This is a genomic window from Pueribacillus theae, assembly GCF_003097615.1.
Classification (GTDB): domain Bacteria; phylum Bacillota; class Bacilli; order Bacillales; family UBA6769; genus Pueribacillus; species Pueribacillus theae.
The window spans coordinates 51,596-74,463 of the sequence record NZ_QCZG01000013.1 but is presented as its reverse complement, the minus strand read 5'-3'; the positions used below and the strand labels follow the sequence as shown (position 1 = coordinate 74,463).

The following is a 22,868-nucleotide window of genomic DNA, read 5'->3' as shown; positions in this document are numbered from 1 at the left end:
TTAAAAGAAATAGCCCATACATAAAACAGCAATAATATAGATCATTCCTACATAGAACATCATCATGACCAAATATCCCATAATGTCTTTTAGTTTTAGTTTAGAAAGTGCTAACGCAGGCAGAATCCAGAATGGTTGAACGAGGTCATTCCATGCGTTCCCCAACATGACAGACATGGATGTTGAACTTATAGAAGCACCTAATTCTTTTGCCGCATCAATCATGAATGGACCTTGGACTACCCAGTGCCCGCCACCAGATGGAGCAAAGAAATTAATAAAGAAAGAACTAACTAGACCCCAAAATGGTAGAGTTTCTGCTGATGAAAAGTTTACAAAGCCCCCTGCAATCGTATCTACTAAACCTGATGCGGCCATAATGGCCATAATGCCAGCATAGAAAGGGTATTGAAGGATGATCCCGGAAATCGTTTTAATCCCTTCCGTTAAACTTTGTACATATTTAGATGGGGTACCTAATAAAATGATACCTAAAAATAAAATGATAAAGTTAACAATATTCAAGTTTAATGTATTTCCATCTGTAAAATACCAGAATACATAAAGGATACCGATGATGCCGATTGTATAAGATAACAACCGGCTATTATTCAATCTTGTTGCCAAGGTATTATCTTCCGTTAACTCTAAGGCAGCTTCCTTCTTTTCCGTATAGAGTGCGGGATTAAATTCAATAATGTCTTCTTTTTTCTTAGGATGTAGCATTGCATTCACTAAAGGCAGAGTAACAAGAAGAACAATTGTAGTAATCATCATTGGTAATGAAAAGATTGTCTCCGCAAGCGGGATAATCCCCATATCACCTTCCATCGGATGTCCTGGTGTGGAGATCAATACTGGAATACTTGAAGAAAATCCTAATCCGTAAAAAGTAAAACCACTATATGCAGCAGCAATAATTAAAGGATAGTGAATTCCTTTAATTTTAGTTGCTAATTTTTTTGCAATGATCCCACCAATGACTAGTCCAAATCCCCAGTTTAAATAACTCCCGATTCCACCGACTAAAGTGGCAACGATAATTGCCATTTTCGGCGTATGCACAAAGCTAGTAATCTTATTAAGCAATTTATCAGTAATAGGTGCAGTAGCCAGCACGTATCCCATTGCTAATATAACAGCCATTTGTGTAGTAAAGGCAAGCAAGTCCCAAAACCCATTTCCCCAACTCGTTGCGACCTCTTTAAACCCTTGCCCTTCCACCGCCATAGCTAATACCATCGTTAATAGTGTAAGTCCAATTGCAAAAACAAAAGGGTCTGGTAAATACTTTCTCATGATCGTTGTAAAAAAGTTCGTCACTTTCTGCATGTTTGTTCCCCCTTTTATACCCTTTTATCTAGTAATATATTAAAGCCAAAGATTAGCATGTAGTTAGACAATTAATAACAAAATGTTATATTCAAATAGTTTGTTTGTCAATTAAAAAGGGGATTGCAAAATCGGTAATTTTTAGAAGATTCCTTGAAACATGCAAAAAATCACCACTTCAATAAATTTAGAAGTGGTGATCATTTTTTTCCATTTCTTATATTTATAAAAGAAAGAAGCCCTTGACATGGGGCGAGGGCTTTTAGTAGGTCTTTGCTAACCGGCTTCTAATAAAACCGATTAGTGAGGGCAAAACAGACAAAAAGATGATAAGTAAAATGACTGTTGAGAAGTTATTTTTTATAACACGTATATTCCCAAAGAAATATCCAGCCATCGTGCATAGGCTCACCCAAAGCGCTGCACCGATTACATTGTAGGCGATAAAATAACGATAGTTCATTCGGCTAGCCCCCGCTACAAACGGTGCAAATGTACGGACAAATGGCATAAACCGGGCCAATACAATTGTTTTGCCTCCATGTTTATTAAAGAATTCCTCTGCTTTGGCCATTTTTTCTTTGTTTACCAACTTTCCAAACCAGCTATCTGGTGGAATCGATGTCCCAACTTTTTTGCCAATATGGTAATTGACAGTATCTCCGATAACAGCAGCAGCAAAAAAAATGCAGAGAAGAAATAGGATGTTAAAGGCGCCTACTGCTGCAAAAGCACCACTCGCAAACAATAAAGAGTCGCCAGGCAAAAAAGGAAAGATAACAACACCCGTTTCAATAAAAACAATGAAAAATAATACTGCATATGACCATAAATCGAAGATTTGAATAATATCGACTAGATGTTCGTCGATATGCAAGATGAAGCTGATTAAATGCTTGATTAAATCCATCATTTTAATTCCTTTTTTATAATTTTTTAGCCAATAATGTTATCTGAAATTTATTAAAAATTGTTGAATGTCCACTAACATTATTGCCTTTTTACTTTATTACTGCAAGAACTACTTTATGAGTATATTCTTAAAACAGTGATTTTTGACATTGTAAATTTGGAAAATACAGTATGTTTTAAAAATATGTTGTTGCAGTTACGCTTTTAATAGATTCTTACCGCTACCTCGCGAAATATGTCTATTTAAGGAATTGTTGTTTATGAAAAGCTATTTTATTTCTTTTAAAATAGTTTTTTAAAAATAAATAAGGTATTATGCAATAGAAAGGGAAGTTTACCAGTTATCGTCAGGTGTTTAATATCAAAAAGGTGGGTTTGGCGGAGGTTTTTTAATAACAGGATTACATGCAGGGGATGAATGTATTGAAATATAATTTTGTAATCGGATTACTCATTATTTTTCTTTTAATTAATGGGTGGTTTTTTGTTTATTTACAATTGCCTTTTTCTGGCGAGGCTATTCTTGTAGCGCTTCTATCCATTTTATTCATGGCATTGGTTAGGGAGCGTTTTGCTTTTCTATATGCGGTTACTTTAGTGCTTTGTTATGGTATTTTTCTTACAGTACAAGCCTTTTTACATATTGAAACATCCGATGTTCAATTGCTATATGTTTATAATCATTTGCTGTTTACAAGCTTTATTTTATCTTTTTGGATTTTATTAAATTATATTAAAAAAATTGGTTACAAGGTTGATGGATTAATAGAACAGGTGCATGAATTACAAAAATATAATCAAAAAACGGGGATTTTAACGAGAAATGAATTTATGAATCAAGCAGAATGGGTCATAAAGTCAATCGCGCGCGGGCATGGAGAAGCATGGTTTGTCGAAATAACCATAACATACAAAAATAAACGAATTCAAAAAAATTTACAGGAATTACTTGAAAAAGTTGTGCTGCAATCTATTCGCGAGAAGTTCGATTTAGTTACAGCCACGAAGAATACAATCTATATTTTGCTGAAAGATACCCATGAAGAAGGTGTGGAAATTGTTCTAAATCGGATTCATGAATTATCTAAAAAAGAATTAAATTTCGTCGACACCCCTTACAAAATTAAAATGGAAATGGTAAAAGAGTTAAGCCAGTTGTCTAAAGTGAGGGAGGAAGCGGAATGACTTGGCTTCTAATCATTACGATGGCATTTTTTTGGGGATTGCTTATTTATTATTCGATTATAACACTCGCGGGTGTTTGGTTTCGAATCCGTTATATAGATCATCCAGCATTAGATAAATATCCGAGTGTCGCTGTATTAATCCCTGCCCACAATGAGGGTGTCGTGATTGAAGATACATTAAGAGCGATGGGGAGATTACAATATCAAGGAAAATTAGATATTTATTTATTAGATGACAACTCTGAAGATGATACAGCTGATATTGCAAAGGAATTCTCAAAAGTTTTTTCTCATATTCACTATATTTCTGTTCCGCCAGGAGAGCCAAAAGGGAAATCCCGCGTTCTAAATTATGGTTTAAGCATCTCGCAATCCGATTATTTTGTCATCTATGATGCGGATAATCAACCAGAACCAGATGCAGTCGAAAAGTTGGTCGAAGCAGCGGAATCCACGGAAAAGGCGGCAGGGGCAGTCGGTTATGTAAAAACGATGAATGCAGGAAAAAATACGTTAACAGGGATGATTGGGCTTGAGTTTCAAGTTTTTCAATTGTTAATGCAATGTGGCCGATGGAAGTTATTTAAGTTAGGCTCGCTGGCAGGAACAAATATGTTATTAAAGCGTTCGGTATTAGCAGAAGTCGGTGGCTATGATGTATATGCCCTTGCGGAAGACGCTGAGCTTACTGTTCGCATTACGGCAGCAGGATATTTATTGCCAGTTGTTCCTGTTTCCCGCACATGGGAGCAAGAGCCTGAACGTCTAAAAACGTTTATCAAGCAACGAACAAGATGGCTAACAGGTAATATTTATCTATTAGAAAAATCGATTCGTGAATTTTCGCATTGGAGAGGGAGGACATTCGTTCTCACGCTTCAGCATTTATTGACGTATATTGTCTTTATTTTGCTACTTTTAGTGTCTGATGTATTTTTTATTTTAAGTTTATTTGGTTTTAAATTCCCCTCTATACCGACACCTTTATTTCTTCTATGGTATATGAGCTATGTCGTCTACACTGCACAACTCTTGAGTGCCATTGTGATCGATCGGAATGTTACGGTGAAGACGGTCTTTTATACGTTTGTCATGTATTTTACGTATGCTCAAGTGTTTATTATTATTTTGTTGCTTCGCAGCTTTCCGATGTACGTTTGGAGCAGAATACGGGGAAAAACAATTGGTTGGGATAAGACGAAGCGATTTAAAGTAAAGGAAAAAGTTGATGTTGAAGACTAAATGGGTAAATTGGGCAATTGGAGTTGCTCTGATGTTTTTAGTTGTTTATGGAATAGGCAAATGGTTAGGTATTGACGGGAAAGAAGAAAGCGTCCAAGCAACTGTGAAAAATAATTATATGAACGAACAAGGGCTAATTCATGCTTATCCTAAGCAGCAAAATTCTCAATATTTATCTGAGAGTATTGGTTTGTATATGCAATATTTAGTCCTTGTCCATGATCGTAACACATTTGAACAGCAGGTAGAACAATTACAAGATTACTTCATTGTCCGGAAAAATGGCGATCTTTACATTCAGTGGGCATTAAATGAAGCTACAAATGTAAATGCCTTAATCGACGATCTTCGTATCATTGATGCGCTGCAATCGGCCAGCAAAGTATTTAACAAGCCTACATATGAAACGTTGGCAAAGAAGTTGGCATCATCAATCCAAAAAAAACAAACTCCAGATGGATACTACGTTGATTTCTATGATTGGTCAACAGATTCTCCTGCGAGTCGAGTGACATTAAGCTATTTAACACGAGAGTTTTTCACGGCATTTTCAGACAATCACGGAACAAAGCAATTGTTGGAAAGTCTTGATGGCTCCTTAACATTTTTTCCGGAGTATTTTGATACAAAGTCTGGGATGTTTAATGATCGTGAGGAAGTCCATCTTATTGATCAGCTTTTGATTGCTTTAAACAGGGAGAACATCGGTCAACCTTCCCCGTCGTTTGAAGAGTGGGTGACAACGGAATGGCGCAGTCAAGGTAAGCTGTACGGAAGGTATAACCGCGAAACGAAAGAGGCAACTGTCAATTATGAGTCGCTATCCGTTTATTATTTTTTGCAACAATACTTTAGAGAAATTAATAAAAACGATTTGGCTAATGAAGTAGTAAAACATGCGCAGCAACTGGCAGATGAGTCTACGATTGGAAAAGCACACTTTTTTGACTATATCCATTACCAACAAATGCTAAAAGAAAACGACTAAGAAGAGGAAACAGGAATGCGAAAAGTAATGATTATCTTTTTATTAGGCATTGCAGCAACTGTTTTTTGCTTTCCGGCCAAACAGGCTGAAGCAGAGAATGGGCAGCCAAATGTTTTACTGATTTATCATGCCGATAATGAAGAGCAAAAAAGAGAAGTTCATGTTTTGGATTTACTTGTTGGGCATTTTACGAATGAAATCACAACGGTTTCTGTTGGGGAAATAGACAATATAGAGAATATCAATGGCTTTTCACACGTTTTTTATCTCGGCGTGAGCAGGGAACCGCTTTTAGATGAGGAAATTGAAGCGATTGATCGCTATGAAGGACCAGTTTTCTACATTGGAAATCATATCAGCGATTTTAAGCGAACCTCTTTTTTAACACGGGATGAATATAAAATACTTACGCATATTGGCAATCAGAGACAGGAACAGAAGCTTTCAATAGGCCTATCCGCGATTGCGTATCAAGCGAAGGAAGCGGTTGAAACGTTATATGAAGGAAAAGCAGGAAATGAAAGCTTACCTGCCATTTTTAAACGAAAATCAGATTTCTTTATGGCGACAGAATCAGTGAATGGACCCCAAAGCCATTACTTAGGTGAATCTCTTTTTGATTTTTTTCAAGCGGAAAAAGGAAAACCTAAAAAATATTTGCGAATCGAAGATGTTCATCCAAACAGTGATCCTGAGAAATTAAAAGCTGTTGCCGATTATTTATATGGGGAAAATATCCCATACATGATTGCGGTCATCCCCGTTTATAAGAACCCAGAGACCGGAAAGGAAGTCCACATGCCCGATGCAAGGGAGATTGTGAAAGTCCTCCGCTATATGCAAGAACATGGCGGAAGCATTGTTATGCATGGTTATCGGCATCAATTATAGAGAGAATGAAACTGGGGAAGGCTTTGAATATTGGGATGTAAAGTATGATCGGCCAGTTTATCAAGAAAATGAAGAACCTGTATTCTTTCGGGAAGACTTTGAATCTGATGAAGAATTTCAAGAATATGTTAAGAAAGGCTTGCAATTTGAAAGGGATTATATTCAATCAACAGTGGAACAAGGGGTTGATGAATTACTCGAGCAAAAGTTGTACCCATTGGCATTCGAAGCCCCGCACTATACAATGTCATCAACAGGATACAAAGAGTTAGCAAACTATTTCTCAACGTATGTAGGGCAAATTCAAATATCCGATGAAACCTATCAGGCAACTTTTCCCCCTCTATTTGAAAGTACACCATCCTATCTGGGTGGAATGACATTACTTCCGGAAACATTAGGGTATGTTGATGGCAGCAACCTAGATTCATATAAAAACATCGTTAAAAAAGCAGAGGAAGTTTCATCATTTTCAGACAGCTACTTATCATTCTTTTATCACCCTTACTTAGGAATTGAACTGCTAAAGGAAACGATAGAGGAAATGAAAGCCTATGATGAATATGAATGGGTTGATTTGAAAGAAATGTCAAATAAAGTTGAAGTTCAAGACGTAGTTATTACTTCAGAAGATGGAAGGATTTCGGTAGAACGTTCGCTAGTTGAAAATATTGTGCATAAATTAGGAACGATGTGGTGGTTTATTATTCCGGTTATTGTATTCCTCATTGCCATCGTCTCAATGAAAAAGAAAAGATAAATTGATTAATGCCATTTTCGCTTGCCATCTTTCACACTGGAGCCGTTTGTTTACATTCGGTATGCTTTATACGTTCACGTCACTGATTCAATTTTGACGCTGAATGATTGAAAACGGTAAAGCATTTCTTTTTATTATTATGCCTCGAAACTTTGGCATGGATTGCTTCATTGTATTAAATGGTAAAGAAGGAAAATTCCCTTGGTGATGTAAGGTCATAAAATTTAAGCAAGTTTTTCTCGTTAACGGGTATACGTTATAGTAACAGGACAGCTATTGTCAAAAAAAGGTTGAGGTGATTTTCTTATGACAAATCAAACGATTGACATTATTGAACAATCGTTACGCCAATTGTTCAACGAGCCTGATTTTTTACCCGAATTAAAACAAGAAGCGAGAGATAAAGCGTTTAGTTCGATTTCGGCTATTCTATCAACCCCGAATCATATCCATCGTTCCTATCTCCGAATCGTTTTAGATACCAATGTGGTCGTGCGCATCCCAGCTTTTCGAATCCAGCATAACAATACACTTGGGCCGTATAAAGGCGGGATTCGCTTTCATGAGACGGTAAATGAAGAAGAAATCATAAATATGGCTGCGCTGATGACGCTCAAAAATGCGCTGCATGATGTTCCTTTTGGCGGCGGCAAGGGAGGAGTGGTGATTAATCCACGTGATTATTCGGATAAAGAATTGAATCTGATTTGCAAAAAATATGTTCAATACTTCAACGATATTTTAGGCCCAGACAAAGATATTCCCGCTCCCGATGTTGGTACTGGGCAGAGGGAGATGGATTGGATGACGGGTGAATATAAAAACATTAATCCGGGAAAACCGTATCTTGGCAGTTTTACAGGGAAAAGTGTGATAAATGGCGGCTCATTAGGCAGGCGAGAGGCAACCGGCAAAGGGGTTTATTTCACGCTCCGCTATTTATTACATAACTTTTTAAATGAAAACCAGGAATTGCTTGCAAGCTCAAAGCAAACATTTTCCAAATCAGTTTTTTCCCAGATTAACCAGCCACAGACGTTGGCAATACAAGGGTTTGGAAATGTCGGATCTGTTGTGGCGCTTGAAGCATACCGTTGTGAATACTTGCAAAATAAGGTTGTTGCAGTAAGTGACCGCAATGTAACGCTCTACAATCCGGAAGGGCTGGATATTCCCTCTTTGGCTGAATATGCGAACAATAATTATAAAGAACTTCCTAAAGAGCAGGAAGAACTGGATAAAGCCGGCATTAAAGCGAACATTTTAAACAGAGAAGAGATCCTTTCACTTGATGTTGACGTTCTGGTACTAGCTGCACTTGAAAACCAAATCAGAGAGGATAACGTTGAAGAAGTGAAGGCGCGGATTATCGTCGAAGGAGCAAATGCGCCTGTTTCGGGAGAGGCAGATCAGGTGCTTACTGAAAAAGGAGGCATCATCATTCCAGACATTTTGGCGAATGCGGGAGGAGTGATTGTTTCTTATATTGAATGGCTGCAAGGCCGGGAAACGCAATTTTTAAGCGAGAAGGAAGTCTATGAAAGGTTATTTAACAAAATGGAACAGACAATGAAAGCGATCTACCCATCCTTTTTCGGCAATGGGAAATCACTGCGGCAATTTTGCTATGCTCATGCTGTGAGGAGAATCTCGACTATTTTGTATACCCAAGGAAAATTATATTAATTTTATGTTTTAGATGGCCGATAACCTGGGAGATGTTCGCGGTTTTGAAAAAAGCCTGCAGGCCTGAGGCGTTCGTTTCTTTTTCATAAATTATATTCCGTAGCCAAATATTCAATTGGGCTACGGTTTTTTATTGTGATAAGACTTCTTCGGGGGTATAAAATTCACAATTCAATCGATTGAATTGTTTATTATTCCAATTTAAACATTGGTTTTAGTTCAAACCAAGTAAAACTTTTAAAGTTACATTCAATTAAATTTTGTTTAAATTCGGAAATAACAAATGTATACTATTGATAATTCTAACTTTTTAAAAAGGGAGAGAGGAAAATGGCTATTTCAGCAAATCAAGATGGCAATTTGACTGCACAATTACAACGAGCACGGCGCAATACGCTTTCCGATATTCTGGAGCGGACGAGTCGCAGAATGCCTGAAAAATTTGCTTTGGCGTATGGAGAGGAGAGGCTTACATATGCCCAGCTGGAGGAGCGTGTCAATCAAACGGCGCATGCTTTTATTCAAGATGGGTTAAAAAAAGGGACGATGGTTGCCGTTTTATCAAAAAACAGTCTTGACTTTTGCGTTGTCAATTTTGCATTGGCGCGTATAGGAGCCGTTATGGTACCCATTAACTATATGCTTAATGTGGATGAGGTTTCCTATATTCTCCAACATGCGAAAATTACGAGTTTCATTGCATCTTTGGAGTATGCTCCGTTACTAGATAAAGCGATCCAGCAAAATGATCCGCAAATCAAGAAGCGTTATCTTATGGACGTGAAAGCCGATACTAGATTACCAGCAATCTTGCAGCACTGGGAACTTTTATCGAATAAACGCCAAGGTATGCCGACTGAATTAGTCGAGGCTTCTCTCAATGATGACGACCTAGCTCATGTGTTGTATACGAGCGGAACGGAGTCAAAACCGAAAGGCGTCATGTTGACTCATTCGAACTTGATTAGTGAATATGTCAGCTGTATCGTGGACGGCGGAATGGCTTCATCTGATGTATTCATCCATGCGCTTCCACTGTTTCATAGTGCCCAACTGCATTGTTTTCTAGGGCCAAGCATTTATTTAGGGGCAAGCGGAATTATCCTCGATCAAGCAAACCCTGAGCTCATTTTAGAGACGATTGAAAAGGAACAGGCTACGCAGCTGTTCTGTCCGCCGACGGTATGGATCTCTCTTTTGCGCCACCCTGATTTTGATAAGCGGGATTTATCTTCATTACAGAAATGTTATTATGGTGCGGCAATTATGCCGAGAGAAATTCTAAAGGAGCTGTCCGAGCGGCTACCCCAAGCAAAGTTCTGGAATTTCTATGGACAGACGGAAGTGGCGCCACTCGCTACTGTGCTTCAGCCGGAAGATCAATTGCGCAAGCTCGGTTCCGCCGGGAAACCGTCTTTAAACGTCCAAACGAAAATTGTAGACGATGATGGGAATGAAGTGCCGCCAGGACAGGTAGGCGAAATCGTTCACCGGACATCCCACGCGATGAAAGGCTATTTGCATGATCCAGAAAAAACAGCGGAAGCTTTTAAAGGCGGATGGTTTCATAGCGGCGACTTGGGGGTCATGGATGAAGAAGGATACTTGACGATTGTTGACCGCAAAAAAGATATGATCAAAACAGGCGGTGAAAATGTTTCAAGCCGTGAGGTTGAAGAAGCTATTTATGAATTTCCCGGCGTTTCTGAAGTAGCTGTCATTAGCGTACCGGACCCCTACTGGATTGAAGCTGTCACTGCGATTATCGTTCCTAAAGAAGGAGCAAATTTACAGAAAGAAGACATCCTTTCTTTCTGTAAAGAAAAACTGGCTGGATTTAAAGTGCCCAAATTGATTGAGTTTACAGACAGCCTGCCAAAAAATCCAAGCGGGAAAGTGTTAAAACGGACATTAAGGGATATGTATGAAAACTTGAACAGCTGATTGGAAAAAGCTTGCAGAGAATCATTTCTCTGTAGGCTTTTTTTAATTGAAATCCGGTTTGTAGATTCAACATATAAATACTGCTACAATAAGAAATTAACTTCATTATTTTGCCGGACAAGGAGTTTTACATATGAAAAGCATTTGGCGTATTTATGGGCATGACATGAAAAGTGTTGGGACAAACTGGGTAGCGGCAATTTTAATTGGCGGGCTGATTATCCTGCCTTCTTTGTATGCTTGGTTCAACATAAAGGCTTCTTGGGATCCGTATGGACAAACGGATCAAATGCCTGTTGGAGTCGTGAACGAAGATAAAGGAGCGACCATTCGTGATAACGATATAAATGCTGGAGATGAATTAGTCCGTACACTGAAAGAAAACGATTCGATGGACTGGCATTTCGACAAACGTGAGAAGGCAATGGACAAAGTCGAATACGGTGATTATTTTGCCGTCATTATTATTCCAGAAAATTTTTCGGAACAGCTGGCTACAGTCGTGTCCGATCGCCCTGAAAAGGCGGAAGTTGACTATTTCGTGAATGAAAAAATTAACGCAATTGCACCTAAAATTACGGAAAAAGGCGCCAGTACAATCGTTGAGCAAATTACGAGCAACTTTATTTCAACAGTCAACGGTGTCATTTTTGACATCTTTAACGAACTCGGCATAGAGCTTGAAAAAGATTTACCGGATATTAGACGTTTTGAAGACTATGTTTTTAAAGCGGAAGAAAGTTTACCGGAAATCAATCAATTGCTATCTGAGTCGAACAGCGATGCGAAACATGCTCGAGACATTATTGATAAGGCACAAGGTATGATTCCGAAAGCGGAACAAACGACGAAACAAGGGCTGCAGACGATAAATGAAACAACCGCTTTTTTGAATAAAGCTGAAAAACGGTTAAACGATCTTGCCCCAAAAGTAGAAAATGATTTGAAAAAAGCCCAAACGATTGCAAAAGACGTTAACAACTTTATTCAAGGTGTCAATACAGCAAATATTGATTTCAGTGCAGGAGAAGAGATTAAGAAGCAGTTGAATGAACGAGCCGGAAAAGCGATAGCCCAAATAAATTCGGTTGAACAAGCATTAAACCAGTTAAAAGAATTAAACAATCAAAGGCCTGTAACGCCTCCGCCCGCCGTAGAAAGTCCAGAAGAGGGAGATGGAACAGCGGGACAACAAACAAGCCCACAGGGAAGTGGCAGTACAGCGGCTGAACAAAAAAATAAACAAGAACAAAATCAGAAAATTGACGAGGCCATTGCGAATTTGAATCAATTGAAGTCTGCCTTAGAGACGATCCAAACGGATGCGAAAAAAATTGACACGTTTATCGGAGAGAAAAAGCAAGAAGTTGATAAAGTAATCGGTGACTTGCAAAAATTATCCGGGAATACTGTGAACAAAATTGATGCATTTATGAAAGAATACAAAGAAAACATTGAGCCAACGGTCATAAAAGAGATCAAAAGCGCGAAATCAACCCTCGCAAGCGCAAAGGAAATGTTGACTGGAATCCAATCGACCATCCCAGAAGTGGAAAAAATCTTAAACCGGACGGAAAAAAATTTAGGGGAAGGGCAAGATATGCTTAAATATCTGCTTGGCGAGTACCCTTACATAAATGACAAAATTCGGGAGCTTGCAAATAAAATTCGGGAAGTGCAAGGTGAAACAGACATTAATGAAATCATTGAACTGCTTCGGAACGATCCGGAAGCAGAGCGGGGCTTCTTTGCCGAACCGGTTAAACTGAACAAAAATCAAATTTTCCCGGTTGCAAATTACGGAACAGGAATGACACCGTTTTACACGGTATTGGCAATTTGGGTCGGTTCATTGCTGCTTATTTCACTTTTAGCGGCGGATGTCCATGAGGTTGAAGAGTTTTCGGCAAGGCAAAGATATATCGGTAAATTATTGACCTTTGTAACGATTGGACTATTGCAGACGCTCGTTGTTACAATTGGGGATATTTTTATTATTAACGTACCGATCGTTCATCCGGTTTGGTTCGTTCTATTCGGGCTTTTCATCAGCCTTATATTTATGCTCATTGTTTACACGCTCGTTTCTATTTTTGGCGATGTTGGAAAAGCAATGGCTATCGTCTTGCTAGTGCTTCAAATTGCAGGTTCAGGGGGAACGTACCCCGTTGTGCTTCTTCCGCAGTTTTTCCAAATGATTCATCCTTTTTTGCCGTTTACGTATGCGGTAGATGTCATGCGTGAAGCGGTTTCCGGCATTGTTTGGTCACGGGTTATCCGAGACTTATTAGCCTTAGCGATATTTGGATTCATTTTTCTTATGCTCGGGATCTTTCTGAAGGAGCCAATCAATAAAAAGACAGATGCTTTAATGAAAAAGTCGCGGAAAACAGGATTATTTCATTAATTGTATACTCCCTAGCTTGGAGGATGAGTTTCCCTTTACAGGAATTCTTGCTAAAATAGAGAGAGTAAAATGTTCTAGGATGAGAGGAAACGTCATTGAAGAAAAAGAAAACAAAGAAAACATTGTTGCCTACTCTGCTGGCAGTATTTGTCATCGGAATTGGGGCATACTACGGGATTGATGTCAACGAACTGCTTGAACCGGCGGAACAGAGTGGAAGCACGCATGAGATCAGCCAAGAACGCATTCTTGCAGACGTTGTAAAAGTCATTGACGGAGACACGATCAAAATTAATTATGAAGGAAAAGAAGAAAATATCCGATTTTTATTAATCGATACACCGGAAATGCGCCATAAACAATTTGACGGCCCTCAGCCGTATGCAGTCGAAGCGAAGGAAAAAGTGGAAGAACTGCTTAAAGACGGCAAAGTTGAAATCGAACTCGGCATTCAAGAAAGAGACAAGTACGGCAGGCTGTTAGGCTATTTGTATGTTGATGGCGTCAGTTTGCAGGAAGTATTGCTGGAGGAAGGACTTGCAAGAGTGGCTTACGTTTACAATGATAAAAGGCATCTCGATGACTATCTAAAGATCGAAAAAGAAGCAAAGAAAAAGAAGAAAGGCATCTGGAGCATTGAAGATTATGTCACGGACAAAGGCTACCAAATGGAACAATGACGCTAACGCGTCCTTGTTCAGAGTTCAGAAGCCAGGATTGGTCTAAATTTACGAAAAGCAAATTTATATTTTCTTATTTTTTAAGAAGCGATAAGGGGATGAATGATCGGTGGGCGGCTCTCTTTTTTCGAACTATACTTGGTATGAAATGTGGGGACCGGTTTGGATCGCTGTTTTGGCATTGCTTTCGTATTTGTATATTAGAAAAATTGCCCTTTCACATCAGTATCGTGTTGCAGGCGAGAAGGTGAAATACTTTTTCTTTGCGGCCATTTTGCTTTATTTGGCGAAGGGAAGCCCTTTTTCCATCATCGCTGACGATTATATGTTTAGCATGCATGTTCTCCAGCTATCCATCATGTTATTTGTTGTGACGCCTTTATTTATCCTTAGTTTGCCGACGGATTTTATTCGAAGATACTTTTGGGATTATCGGATGAGGAATGCGATAAAGCTGTTTGCGCATCCATGGATGACCGCGATTTTTTTCAACGGTTTATTGACGGTTTATTTTGTGCCAAGTGTATTTAACACAATTCATCAAAGCTTCTTATTGACTTCCATTGCACAAATCATTCTTATGTTTAACGCCTTTTTAATGTGGTGGACGATTATTACGCCGTTGCCTGAGGTAAGCAAGCTTTCCGACTTTACGAGAACAGCCTATGTTTTTTGTACGGCGATGTTGTTAATGCCTATTGGCATCTTTTTTATCATTATCGAAACCGCACATTACCCTGCGTATGAAGCGGTAGCGGGGATGATTATTCCTGCGATTAATGCGATTTACGATCAGCAGCTTGCGGGTGGCCTTTTAAAGGCTATTCAACTGACAAGTTACGGCATCGCATTATTTTATTTGATTATGAGATGGGCGAAGAAAGAGGAAGATAAAGAAGGAAAAATTGACGATGAGAGCCTTCGTGTTGTGCAAGGCGTTGTCATCCATTTTCCCGATAAAAAATAATTTGGTTAGGGTTGTTTTTCATGCAGCATCAAGGAATCTCAGTGCCATTTATACGCGGCTTGCTTTTGCTATCGTTGGCCGTAGGTTATATTATCAATGTATTTTTTCACGAATCACTTACTTTTCTGCTGATTGCGTTCGTTATCTTGATTTTTTTCGTATCATGGCCGGGGATGGCGCCTTTGCCGAGAATCATTAGCATTCTTATGATGATTGTCGGCCATTTTCTTTTTTTTCTTCATGGCGGCACGAAGGCTTACTGGATAGAATCGCTTTTAAACAATGTTGGATTGATCGCCTTGTTTGTTTCCGTGCCTCTGCTCGCATATCCGCTGCAAAACGGAGGGTATATTGGATATATCAATAAGATCATCGGCCAATTTATGAAAAAAGATATGCAAGTGATTGCGCTCGTTGTGGCGCTGACAGGCATTACCAGTTCATTTATTAATTTAGGATCCGTCCGGATTATTTTTGATTTATTTTTCCAGCGTTTAGGCAAAATGAAAAAAATCTTTGTCAAAAGTATGATCCAAGGGTTTTCCTTGGCAGCGCTATGGTCTCCATATTTCGCAGGCGTGGCGATTATTTTGCATCTTGTCGGTGTCCGCTTCAATTCCTTTGTCGGTTATGGATTGATGATGGCAGTGCTTTGCTTTTCGATTTCGGTCGCTTTAATCTCGCTTGACCTTCGTAAAGAAAAGCAACAGAAAGCGTATCAAGAAATGGCAGCTGCTTCTGAAGCGGAACAGACTGCCACTGAAAAGGAACCGATCAGCTACCGGAAAGGACTTGAGCTCTTAATCGTTTTTGCAGGCTTGTTTTTATCGTTGATTTTTCTTGAAAAATGGCTTCATTTTGATGTTGTGTTGCTTATCGCGCTCATTGCGTTTACGTATCCGATCATTTGGTCTTTATTTATAAAAAAGATAAAGGCATTCACCCATTCTTTGAAAGATTACGTTTTTAACGTTGTTCCAAATATTCACAATGAATCAGTGATGATCATCGCGGCAACTTTTTTTACCCAAATGGTTCAGTTGACAAGCTTTCCTGATTTGTTATCAAAGATGTTTTTACAGATTAGCCAGCTTTCGGTTGTTTTGGTCGTTGCCATTATTTTGGTTGTTAGCCTAAGTGTTTCATTTTTTACTCATCAAGTGCTGCCAATTTTTGTGTTTGCGACATCACTCTCACCTGAAGTGGTTGGTTTAAAACCAGAGTTGTTCGCTTTGACTCTCATTTTATGTTGGGGAATCCAGCCATTGCTTTCACCAATTGCGGCGACGAATTTATTAGTTGGGAGCATATTTAGAACGAAAACCTTTGAAATTACCCAATGGAATGTAAAATATGTGCTTACGGTTATTCTAGTTGCGTCTTTCGCCATTTCTGTCATGAATTCATTCTAGAAGATCACTTCAAGGATGAACCAGCCGATCATGATAAGCTGTATAACGAATTTTGCAAGGGTGCTGCTTAAAAAGCCAATGAATGTAGCAAAGCCTATCGCAACCGCCTTTCTGGCGTCCTTTTGAAGAAAAAGTTCTGTAATAATGACAGCGGCGAATGGCACTAGAAAAACGCCGAATGGCGGCATGACAAAAGAGCCGACGATAACACCGATGACCGCCACTCGCTCTCCCCATTTCGATCCCCCATATTTCTTCACGAAAAAACTATTTGCCATGATATCCGACACGAAAATTAAAATCGTAAGTATCGCCATTCCAATCCAAAAGATGGCGGAAAGCTCTTCTCTGCTCATCCCAAAAAAGTAAAGCAAAAAACCTGCCCATACAAGAAGAATCGAAGGAATAAGCGGAAAAATGAGGCCAACGAAACTCCCAATAAATAACAAAGTGATGATCATCCATATGAGTACTGACATCAAATCAACCTTTCTGTTTTGAAAAAAGAGTTGGCTATTGTAAACTAAATATAACATTATCTAAGAAAGAAGATGAACATATGTCTACTCTTACTTTTCATAATGTACCATTATCAGTTCTTGATCTTTCACCTATTCTTTCCGGAGGGACAGCTGCTGATTCGTTCCGCAATACACTTGATCTTGCACAGCATGCAGAGCGGTTAGGTTACAACAGATACTGGCTGGCGGAGCATCACAATATGCCTGGCATCGGAAGCTCGGCAACCTCTGTTTTAATCGGATACGTTGCGGGAGGAACATCGAGTATCCGCGTCGGTTCTGGTGGGATTATGCTGCCGAATCACGCACCTCTTGTCATCGCGGAACAGTTCGGAACGTTGGAATCACTCTACCCGGGACGTATCGATCTTGGGCTTGGCCGGGCGCCGGGTACGGATCAAATGACAATGTTTGCATTACGTCGAAATCATATGAGTGACGGGAGTGATTTCCCTGAACAGCTCGCAGAGTTGCGTTCCTACTTTGAACGTGATGATACGGGAAGGCGGCGCGTACGTGCATTCCCAGGGGAAGGGTTAAACATTCCTATTTGGCTGCTCGGGTCTAGCGGCTTTAGTGCCAGGCTTTCTGCGCAGCTTGGGCTCCCATTTTCTTTCGCGAGCCATTTTGCCGCAGAAAATACGATGCCTGCTTTGGAAATCTACCGTTCTCATTTTGAGCCGTCAGAAGTTCTCGAAAACCCATACGCCATGCTTGGCGTTAACGTGATTGCCGCTGACACAGATGCTGAAGCAGAGCGTTTGTCGACATCGATGCAGCAGCAATTTCTAAACTTGATTCGCAATACTCCGATGCCGCTTCAGCCGCCGGTCGAGAGTATGGAAGGGCTTTACACCGAATTTGAAAAAGCGGCGCTACAACAAAGGTTAAATTCATCCATCGTTGGAGGGCCAGAAAAAGTTAGAAAAGAATTGACAGCGTTTATTGAGCGAACAAAAGCGGATGAGCTTATCATTAACACGCAGATTTATGATCATGAAGCAAGGCTTCGTTCGTATGAAATTCTTTCGAAGTTGGGATAATTTTCCCTCCATATTCCGAAATTAATCGAATCGGCACCTCTATTTTTCTTGTGGATAGGGGTGCCTTTTCTTCTGAAAGTTAGTTTTTAATGATTGCCACGATAATTAAACGAATAAGAAAAGAACCGCTGCCTATACGAAAAAGAGAGTTCGCCGTTTTAAAGGATTGAACAAGCGGTAAATAAACATGAAAAAAAATTGTATCAGCACCAGAGGATCCAAATGCAATTATCTAATCTTTCGTAATAAATAAAGCAAATAAGGTGTACCAATTAACGCAACCATAAGCCCTGAGGGAATCTCCTTTGGTGCTAGCGCTACCCGGCTGATAAAGTCAGCAGTTACGAGAAGCAAGCCGCCTAAAAGACCGCTTACAAGCATGAGAGGCAAATGTCTGTAGCCAACTAGGCGGCGGGCGGCATGGGGCGCAAGCAGGCCGATAAAACCAATCGTTCCGACAATCGAAACAGCGACTGCACTTAACGCAACTCCGATAAGAAGCGACCAAATACGTGTTTTTGAAACGACAAGACCATGGCTTGCGGCAAGATCATCGCCGAAAGACAGTGCATCAAGCGGACGGGTGAAATAAAGGGCAATTGGAATAAGAATGACTGAGAGAATAAGAATAAGTGATACATCTTCCCATCCTTTCGCGTAGGTGCTTCCAGAGAGCCACACTAACGCTGCTGCAACAACAAGCCTTGATTTTACAATCATGATCTGAATCAAGGCTGAGCCGAAAGCAGAAACAGAAATTCCTATCAATGCGACTAGGATCGGCTGAAAGTTGTTCTTCCTAGAGATGACTATAATGATTGCGATCGCCAGGGCAGAACCAATGATGGCGCCTATTGGCATCCAAGAATAAGAGAGGACAGGCAAAAGAATGAGCAATGTCATCGCGCCTGCTCCGCCCATTGAAGTAATCCCAAGCACACTTGCATCAGCTAAAGGATTACGCAGGACACCTTGAAGCAAAACACCGCTAATTGCAAGCATGACACCAATTACAAATGCAGTAATAACGCGCGGAATGCGAAAGTTCCACACAATCGTAGAGGTCCATTCAGAAACCGGGGACCAGGCAGATGCGCCGCTGTAAGAAAAAGAAATAAAAAACATCGTACAAATTCCAGCAGCAATGAGAGGGATTACCCATTTTAGGGGGACAGGCCTTTTTGTACCGCCGAGTGATTTCTCACCTCTTTTTTGCCGCTTGGCTGTACGGTAAGCCAAATACATTAGCCATGGTGCCCCAATGAGCGCTGTCATCGCGCCGACAGGAAATTCTTCGGCCGGTTGAATCCAGCGTGCGAGTACATCGGCGGAAATGAGAAGCACACTTCCCCATAAAAATGAATGGATGATGACATTGCGGTGTCCCCGTATCCCGAGTAGCCGAACAATATGCGGCGCAATTAAACCGATAAAGCCGATTGGCCCGACAACGCTAACCGTGACCGCAGCAAGGCCAACCGCAATTCCCCATGCAAAAAATTTCATTTTTACGATTGATTGGCCAAGCGATCTTGCAATATCATCGCCAAGAGATAACACATCAAGTGATTTGCCGATCATAATTGCAGCAATAGTACCAACCGCAATAAAAGGAAGTGAGAATTGAATTCCGTTCCAATCAAGTTGAATAAGCGTACCAGATCCCCATAAAAAAAGGCCGTTCGTTTCATTTTCAAACAATAATTGAAGTGCTCCGGTTAAAGAAGAAAATAATAAAGACACAATCATGCCTGTTAAAGCAACGCGTACAGGATCCAGTGTTTTTCCTGCAAGCGTCAGAACAAGAAATGTAGAGAAAACTGCACCAAACAATGCAACAATGAACGGATATTGGCCAAGAATGTTAGGGAAAAAGATCATCGAAAATACGACGAAAAAGAAGGCGCCGGCATTGATGCCAAGTGTACTGGCAGATGCAAGTGGATTGTTCGTCAATGTTTGGAGGATGACGCCTGACACTGCAAGTGCTCCTCCGGTTAAAACCCCAACCACAAGACGCGGAAGGCGAAGGCCGAGAAAAATATCCTGAAAACGCCCTTCTATCCATACTTCTGAAAACATTTGTTGAAAGGTATAGTCTGCTTGTCCTTGAGTAAGGTGAATGATACTGACAATCAATAAGATAAGGAAGCCCCCTGCTAAAGAACACAAGGACTTCCAGTGGAAAACACTCATTTTTCTTCCGTCACCATCACATCAACGATTTGCTCAGCCAAGGTTTTTGCAGATAAAGGTCCGCCAAACAGCCACGTATCTCCACCTAAAGAATAAGTGCGGTTTTCTTTCACAAATGAAAGATTATTCCATACTTTATTATTTTTCAGCTGGTTTTCAAACACATTGTCGTTATCCTGAACGACATAAAGGAAATTTGCATTTTCATATTTCGTTAATGCTTCAACATTCACTGTGCTATAGCCATATACTTCAAATTGTTTGGATTGATGAAGATTATTCAACCCAATCTTTTCCAGAATGACGGATGCGAGAGAATTCGGTGTAAACAAACGAATTTCAGGCGCCTGGTTTGCACTGTACGCTTGTGTTAAAACAACATCTTTTGTTTCTAAGTCTCCATTTTCAATTTTTTCTTTCGCGTCTGCATATACTTCATCTAACTCTTTAAGAACGTTTTCCGCTTCCTCGGATTTTCCAACCGCTTTTGCAATTTCTTTGAATGTGGATTCCATCTCAGTATATTGATCGAACGATTCATCTGTTGGGTAAGGATCGAAAAAGACGGTCGGAGCAATATTTTCAAGTTCATTTTTTATTGCTTCATGCCGGAATTTAATTGCAATAATTAAATCTGGTTCAAGTGAAGCAATTTTTTCAAGGCTTGGTTCTTGCCTTGTCCCAACATCAACTGTATTTCCATCAAGCTCCTTATCGATCTTGACCCAATCTTTATATCCTTGAATATCTGCAACACCTGTCGGCTGAATGCCAACTGCCAGCAAATTTTCAGCATATGTCCATTCGAGTACAACGACTTTTTTGGCAGGTTCATCAAGCTGTACATCCCCAAGTACGCCTGAAATGGTCACAGGGTTTCCTTGGGCTGCCTCTGACGTTTTATCGTCGTTTTCGTTACTGTTCTTACTTTGCTTGTCATTTTGAGAGCAAGCTGCTATGAGTAAGAATATGATAAGTACAGGGAATAAAAGGGAAAATTTTTTCACTTGTTATTACCTCCAGAATTTTATTGATTATGATAATCATTCTCATTTATTGTATTCATTCATTTGAAAAATAACAAGCATTATTTTTCAGAAAAAAGGAAAATTGACAGTGAGAATCATTTTCAATATACTTAATTGAGAATGAAAATCATTTGAAATGAGAGGAGAGCATCTTAATGAAAACTATGCTTTCTGCACACTCATTATCTCTTGGTTACGGAGATAAGCTAATTATTAAAGAACTGGATCTTGAAATATCAAAAGGAGAAATTACGGTGTTTATCGGAGCGAATGGTTGTGGAAAATCAACATTGCTTCGTTCAGCAGCCCGCCTGCTTAAAGCAAAAGCCGGAGCTGTCATGCTTGAAGGAAATGATATTGCAAAAATGTCTACGAAAGAAGTCGCTAAAAAAATGGCAATTTTGCCGCAATCCCCAATTGCTCCGGAAGGGTTAACGGTCTATCAGCTCGTTAAACAGGGGAGATATCCGCATCATTCCTGGTTGAAAAAATGGTCAAAAACAGATGAATTAAAGGTTCAAGGCGCCATTAAAGCAACGAAATTGGAAGAGCTGAGTGATCAGCCTGTTGATGAACTGTCTGGCGGCCAGCGCCAACGGGCGTGGATCGCAATGACATTGGCGCAAGACACTGATACAATTTTACTTGATGAGCCGACAACATATTTGGATATGGCGCATCAAATTGAAATATTGGATTTATTGTTTGAGTTAAATGAAAAAGAAAAACGGACGATTATTATGGTGTTGCATGATTTAAATTTAGCTTGCCGATATGCCCACAATTTAGTGGCAATAAAAGATGGAACCGTCTATGTACAAGGCAAACCAGAGCAAGTGGTTACCTGCGAGACCGTACGTCATGTGTTTAATATGGAGTGTCACATCTCAACCGATCCGATGTTTGGCACGCCATTTTGTGTCCCTTACGGAAGAGGACGCTGCTTGTTTAAAGACAAAGAGGCAGTTTCAGGTGCATAAACTGACAAAAGAACAGTGGAAAGAGTTAAAGCAATACCGGATTGTCAAAGAAAAAGACAATGCTATTTTTCTCGCATCTAATTATGCCGAAGCACTCCGCACGACAGAAAAACATACAAAGGCGAGCATTCCAAGAGTAAAGAGTTCAATGTGGGTGAGAAGATATGCTTTTGTAGTTGTTGCCCTGTTGTTTATGCTAAGCAAATATCGGCTGTTATGGACAGGAACATTAAAGAATATCCATGTTATTGACTCTTTTCAAGGCGAGAATTGGCTACCGTCTTTTTACTTTGAAAAAGATGAATGGGTAAAGGTTTCTGATAAAGAAGCTAAAAAAGCTTTTCAGACGATTTTAGGTACATTTGCTGGCGACACTATCCAACATCTTGCTAAAAAAACTAAAATCTCTAGACTTATTTTATGGGAAAACGTATGGGGTTATGTTATATGGATGTATTCAATGCTTATACCAGAAAAGGATAAAGCCCTTGCAGATCTGGACTTTCTTATACAAAATGGAGTATGGGAAGGAATTGAGCGCCGTTCCCCTTTTGGACGTTTTTTGAATAGACGGACATTAGAGGAAGCAATGAACGACTACAAACGTGTAACGTGCTGTTTCTTTTTTGAAATACCTGGCTGTTCCATGTGTTCTTATTGCCCCCGTATGAAGAAAAATATGCTATAATAGA

At 39.8% G+C, this 22,868-nt stretch carries 19 protein-coding genes; 14 read left to right on the top strand and 5 right to left on the bottom strand.

Translation table 11 applies throughout. The features are described 5' to 3' along the window. The gene (locus DCC39_RS08200) at nucleotides 1-1,332 is read right to left on the bottom strand and encodes a short-chain fatty acid transporter (RefSeq protein ID WP_116554409.1); all 1,332 of its coding nucleotides are present in this window, start codon (nucleotides 1,330-1,332) and stop codon (nucleotides 1-3) included. Nucleotides 1,333-1,594: 262 nt separating this feature from the next. Further along, nucleotides 1,595-2,242: a DedA family protein gene (locus tag DCC39_RS08195; protein ID WP_116554408.1), complete on the bottom strand. Its 648-nt coding sequence runs from the start codon at nucleotides 2,240-2,242 to the stop codon at nucleotides 1,595-1,597. A gap of 425 nt (nucleotides 2,243-2,667) precedes the next feature. Between DCC39_RS08195 and DCC39_RS08190 the strand changes: the two genes are divergently transcribed. The 11 genes from DCC39_RS08190 to DCC39_RS08140 all read left to right on the top strand — a co-directional run bounded on the left by DCC39_RS08190 (nucleotide 2,668) and on the right by DCC39_RS08140 (nucleotide 16,408). Then, a complete protein-coding gene (locus DCC39_RS08190) occupies nucleotides 2,668-3,429 on the top strand; it encodes a hypothetical protein (protein ID WP_165820806.1) in 762 nt (253 codons plus the stop codon). Continuing rightward, nucleotides 3,426-4,673 (top strand): glycosyltransferase, encoded by a 1,248-nt coding sequence (locus DCC39_RS08185; protein ID WP_116554406.1) that lies wholly within the window; start codon nucleotides 3,426-3,428, stop codon nucleotides 4,671-4,673. The genes DCC39_RS08190 and DCC39_RS08185 overlap by 4 nt, the downstream gene beginning before the upstream one ends. Next, nucleotides 4,660-5,661, top strand: a complete 1,002-nt coding sequence (locus DCC39_RS08180) for a glycoside transferase (RefSeq protein WP_116554405.1) — start codon at nucleotides 4,660-4,662, stop codon at nucleotides 5,659-5,661. The genes DCC39_RS08185 and DCC39_RS08180 overlap by 14 nt, the downstream gene beginning before the upstream one ends. Before the next feature lie 15 nt (nucleotides 5,662-5,676). Then, nucleotides 5,677-6,552 (top strand): DUF2334 domain-containing protein, encoded by an 876-nt coding sequence (locus DCC39_RS19605; RefSeq protein ID WP_116554404.1) that lies wholly within the window; start codon nucleotides 5,677-5,679, stop codon nucleotides 6,550-6,552. After that, nucleotides 6,530-7,312 carry a DUF2334 domain-containing protein gene (locus DCC39_RS08170; RefSeq protein WP_165820805.1) on the top strand — a complete coding sequence of 261 codons (783 nt, stop codon included), beginning with the start codon at nucleotides 6,530-6,532 and terminating at the stop codon, nucleotides 7,310-7,312. The genes DCC39_RS19605 and DCC39_RS08170 overlap by 23 nt, the downstream gene beginning before the upstream one ends. Before the next feature lie 306 nt (nucleotides 7,313-7,618). Continuing rightward, the gene (locus tag DCC39_RS08165) at nucleotides 7,619-8,998 is read left to right on the top strand and encodes a Glu/Leu/Phe/Val family dehydrogenase (RefSeq protein WP_116554402.1); all 1,380 of its coding nucleotides are present in this window, start codon (nucleotides 7,619-7,621) and stop codon (nucleotides 8,996-8,998) included. 330 nt (nucleotides 8,999-9,328) lie between these two features. Next, nucleotides 9,329-10,942: an acyl-CoA synthetase gene (locus DCC39_RS08160; RefSeq protein ID WP_116554401.1), complete on the top strand. Its 1,614-nt coding sequence runs from the start codon at nucleotides 9,329-9,331 to the stop codon at nucleotides 10,940-10,942. A gap of 133 nt (nucleotides 10,943-11,075) precedes the next feature. Further along, nucleotides 11,076-13,349, top strand: a complete 2,274-nt coding sequence (locus DCC39_RS08155; protein ID WP_205948487.1) for a YhgE/Pip domain-containing protein — start codon at nucleotides 11,076-11,078, stop codon at nucleotides 13,347-13,349. A 95-nt stretch (nucleotides 13,350-13,444) separates the two neighbouring features. Further along, nucleotides 13,445-14,029, top strand: coding sequence for a thermonuclease family protein (locus DCC39_RS19410; RefSeq protein WP_240613578.1), 585 nt, complete (start codon nucleotides 13,445-13,447; stop codon nucleotides 14,027-14,029). Nucleotides 14,030-14,138: 109 nt separating this feature from the next. Next, nucleotides 14,139-14,996 (top strand): cytochrome c oxidase assembly protein, encoded by an 858-nt coding sequence (locus tag DCC39_RS08145; protein ID WP_116554400.1) that lies wholly within the window; start codon nucleotides 14,139-14,141, stop codon nucleotides 14,994-14,996. A gap of 20 nt (nucleotides 14,997-15,016) precedes the next feature. Further along, nucleotides 15,017-16,408: a hypothetical protein gene (locus DCC39_RS08140; RefSeq protein ID WP_116554399.1), complete on the top strand. Its 1,392-nt coding sequence runs from the start codon at nucleotides 15,017-15,019 to the stop codon at nucleotides 16,406-16,408. On the opposite strand, the gene DCC39_RS08135 is transcribed toward DCC39_RS08140, so the two are convergent. Continuing rightward, nucleotides 16,405-16,887 carry a DUF456 domain-containing protein gene (locus DCC39_RS08135; RefSeq protein WP_116554398.1) on the bottom strand — a complete coding sequence of 161 codons (483 nt, stop codon included), beginning with the start codon at nucleotides 16,885-16,887 and terminating at the stop codon, nucleotides 16,405-16,407. The two genes, DCC39_RS08140 and DCC39_RS08135, sit on opposite strands and share 4 nt — an antisense overlap. Nucleotides 16,888-16,967: 80 nt before the next feature. Between DCC39_RS08135 and DCC39_RS08130 the strand changes: the two genes are divergently transcribed. Further along, nucleotides 16,968-17,972 carry an LLM class flavin-dependent oxidoreductase gene (locus DCC39_RS08130; RefSeq protein ID WP_116554397.1) on the top strand — a complete coding sequence of 335 codons (1,005 nt, stop codon included), beginning with the start codon at nucleotides 16,968-16,970 and terminating at the stop codon, nucleotides 17,970-17,972. A gap of 228 nt (nucleotides 17,973-18,200) precedes the next feature. Here DCC39_RS08130 and DCC39_RS08125 read toward each other — a convergent pair whose 3' ends face one another. Both DCC39_RS08125 and DCC39_RS08120 read right to left on the bottom strand, forming a co-directional pair. Next, the gene (locus DCC39_RS08125) at nucleotides 18,201-20,111 is read right to left on the bottom strand and encodes an iron ABC transporter permease (protein WP_240613577.1); all 1,911 of its coding nucleotides are present in this window, start codon (nucleotides 20,109-20,111) and stop codon (nucleotides 18,201-18,203) included. A 53-nt stretch (nucleotides 20,112-20,164) separates the two neighbouring features. Beyond that, nucleotides 20,165-21,175 carry an ABC transporter substrate-binding protein gene (locus DCC39_RS08120; RefSeq protein ID WP_240613576.1) on the bottom strand — a complete coding sequence of 337 codons (1,011 nt, stop codon included), beginning with the start codon at nucleotides 21,173-21,175 and terminating at the stop codon, nucleotides 20,165-20,167. A 176-nt stretch (nucleotides 21,176-21,351) separates the two neighbouring features. Between DCC39_RS08120 and DCC39_RS08115 the strand changes: the two genes are divergently transcribed. Continuing rightward, on the top strand, nucleotides 21,352-22,176 hold the full coding sequence (locus DCC39_RS08115) for an ABC transporter ATP-binding protein (protein ID WP_116554395.1): 825 nt from the start codon (nucleotides 21,352-21,354) through the stop codon (nucleotides 22,174-22,176). Then, on the top strand, nucleotides 22,169-22,864 hold the full coding sequence (locus tag DCC39_RS08110) for an IucA/IucC family C-terminal-domain containing protein (protein WP_116554394.1): 696 nt from the start codon (nucleotides 22,169-22,171) through the stop codon (nucleotides 22,862-22,864). Before DCC39_RS08115 ends, DCC39_RS08110 begins: the two co-directional genes overlap by 8 nt. The last annotated feature ends 4 nt before the right edge of the window (nucleotides 22,865-22,868 follow it).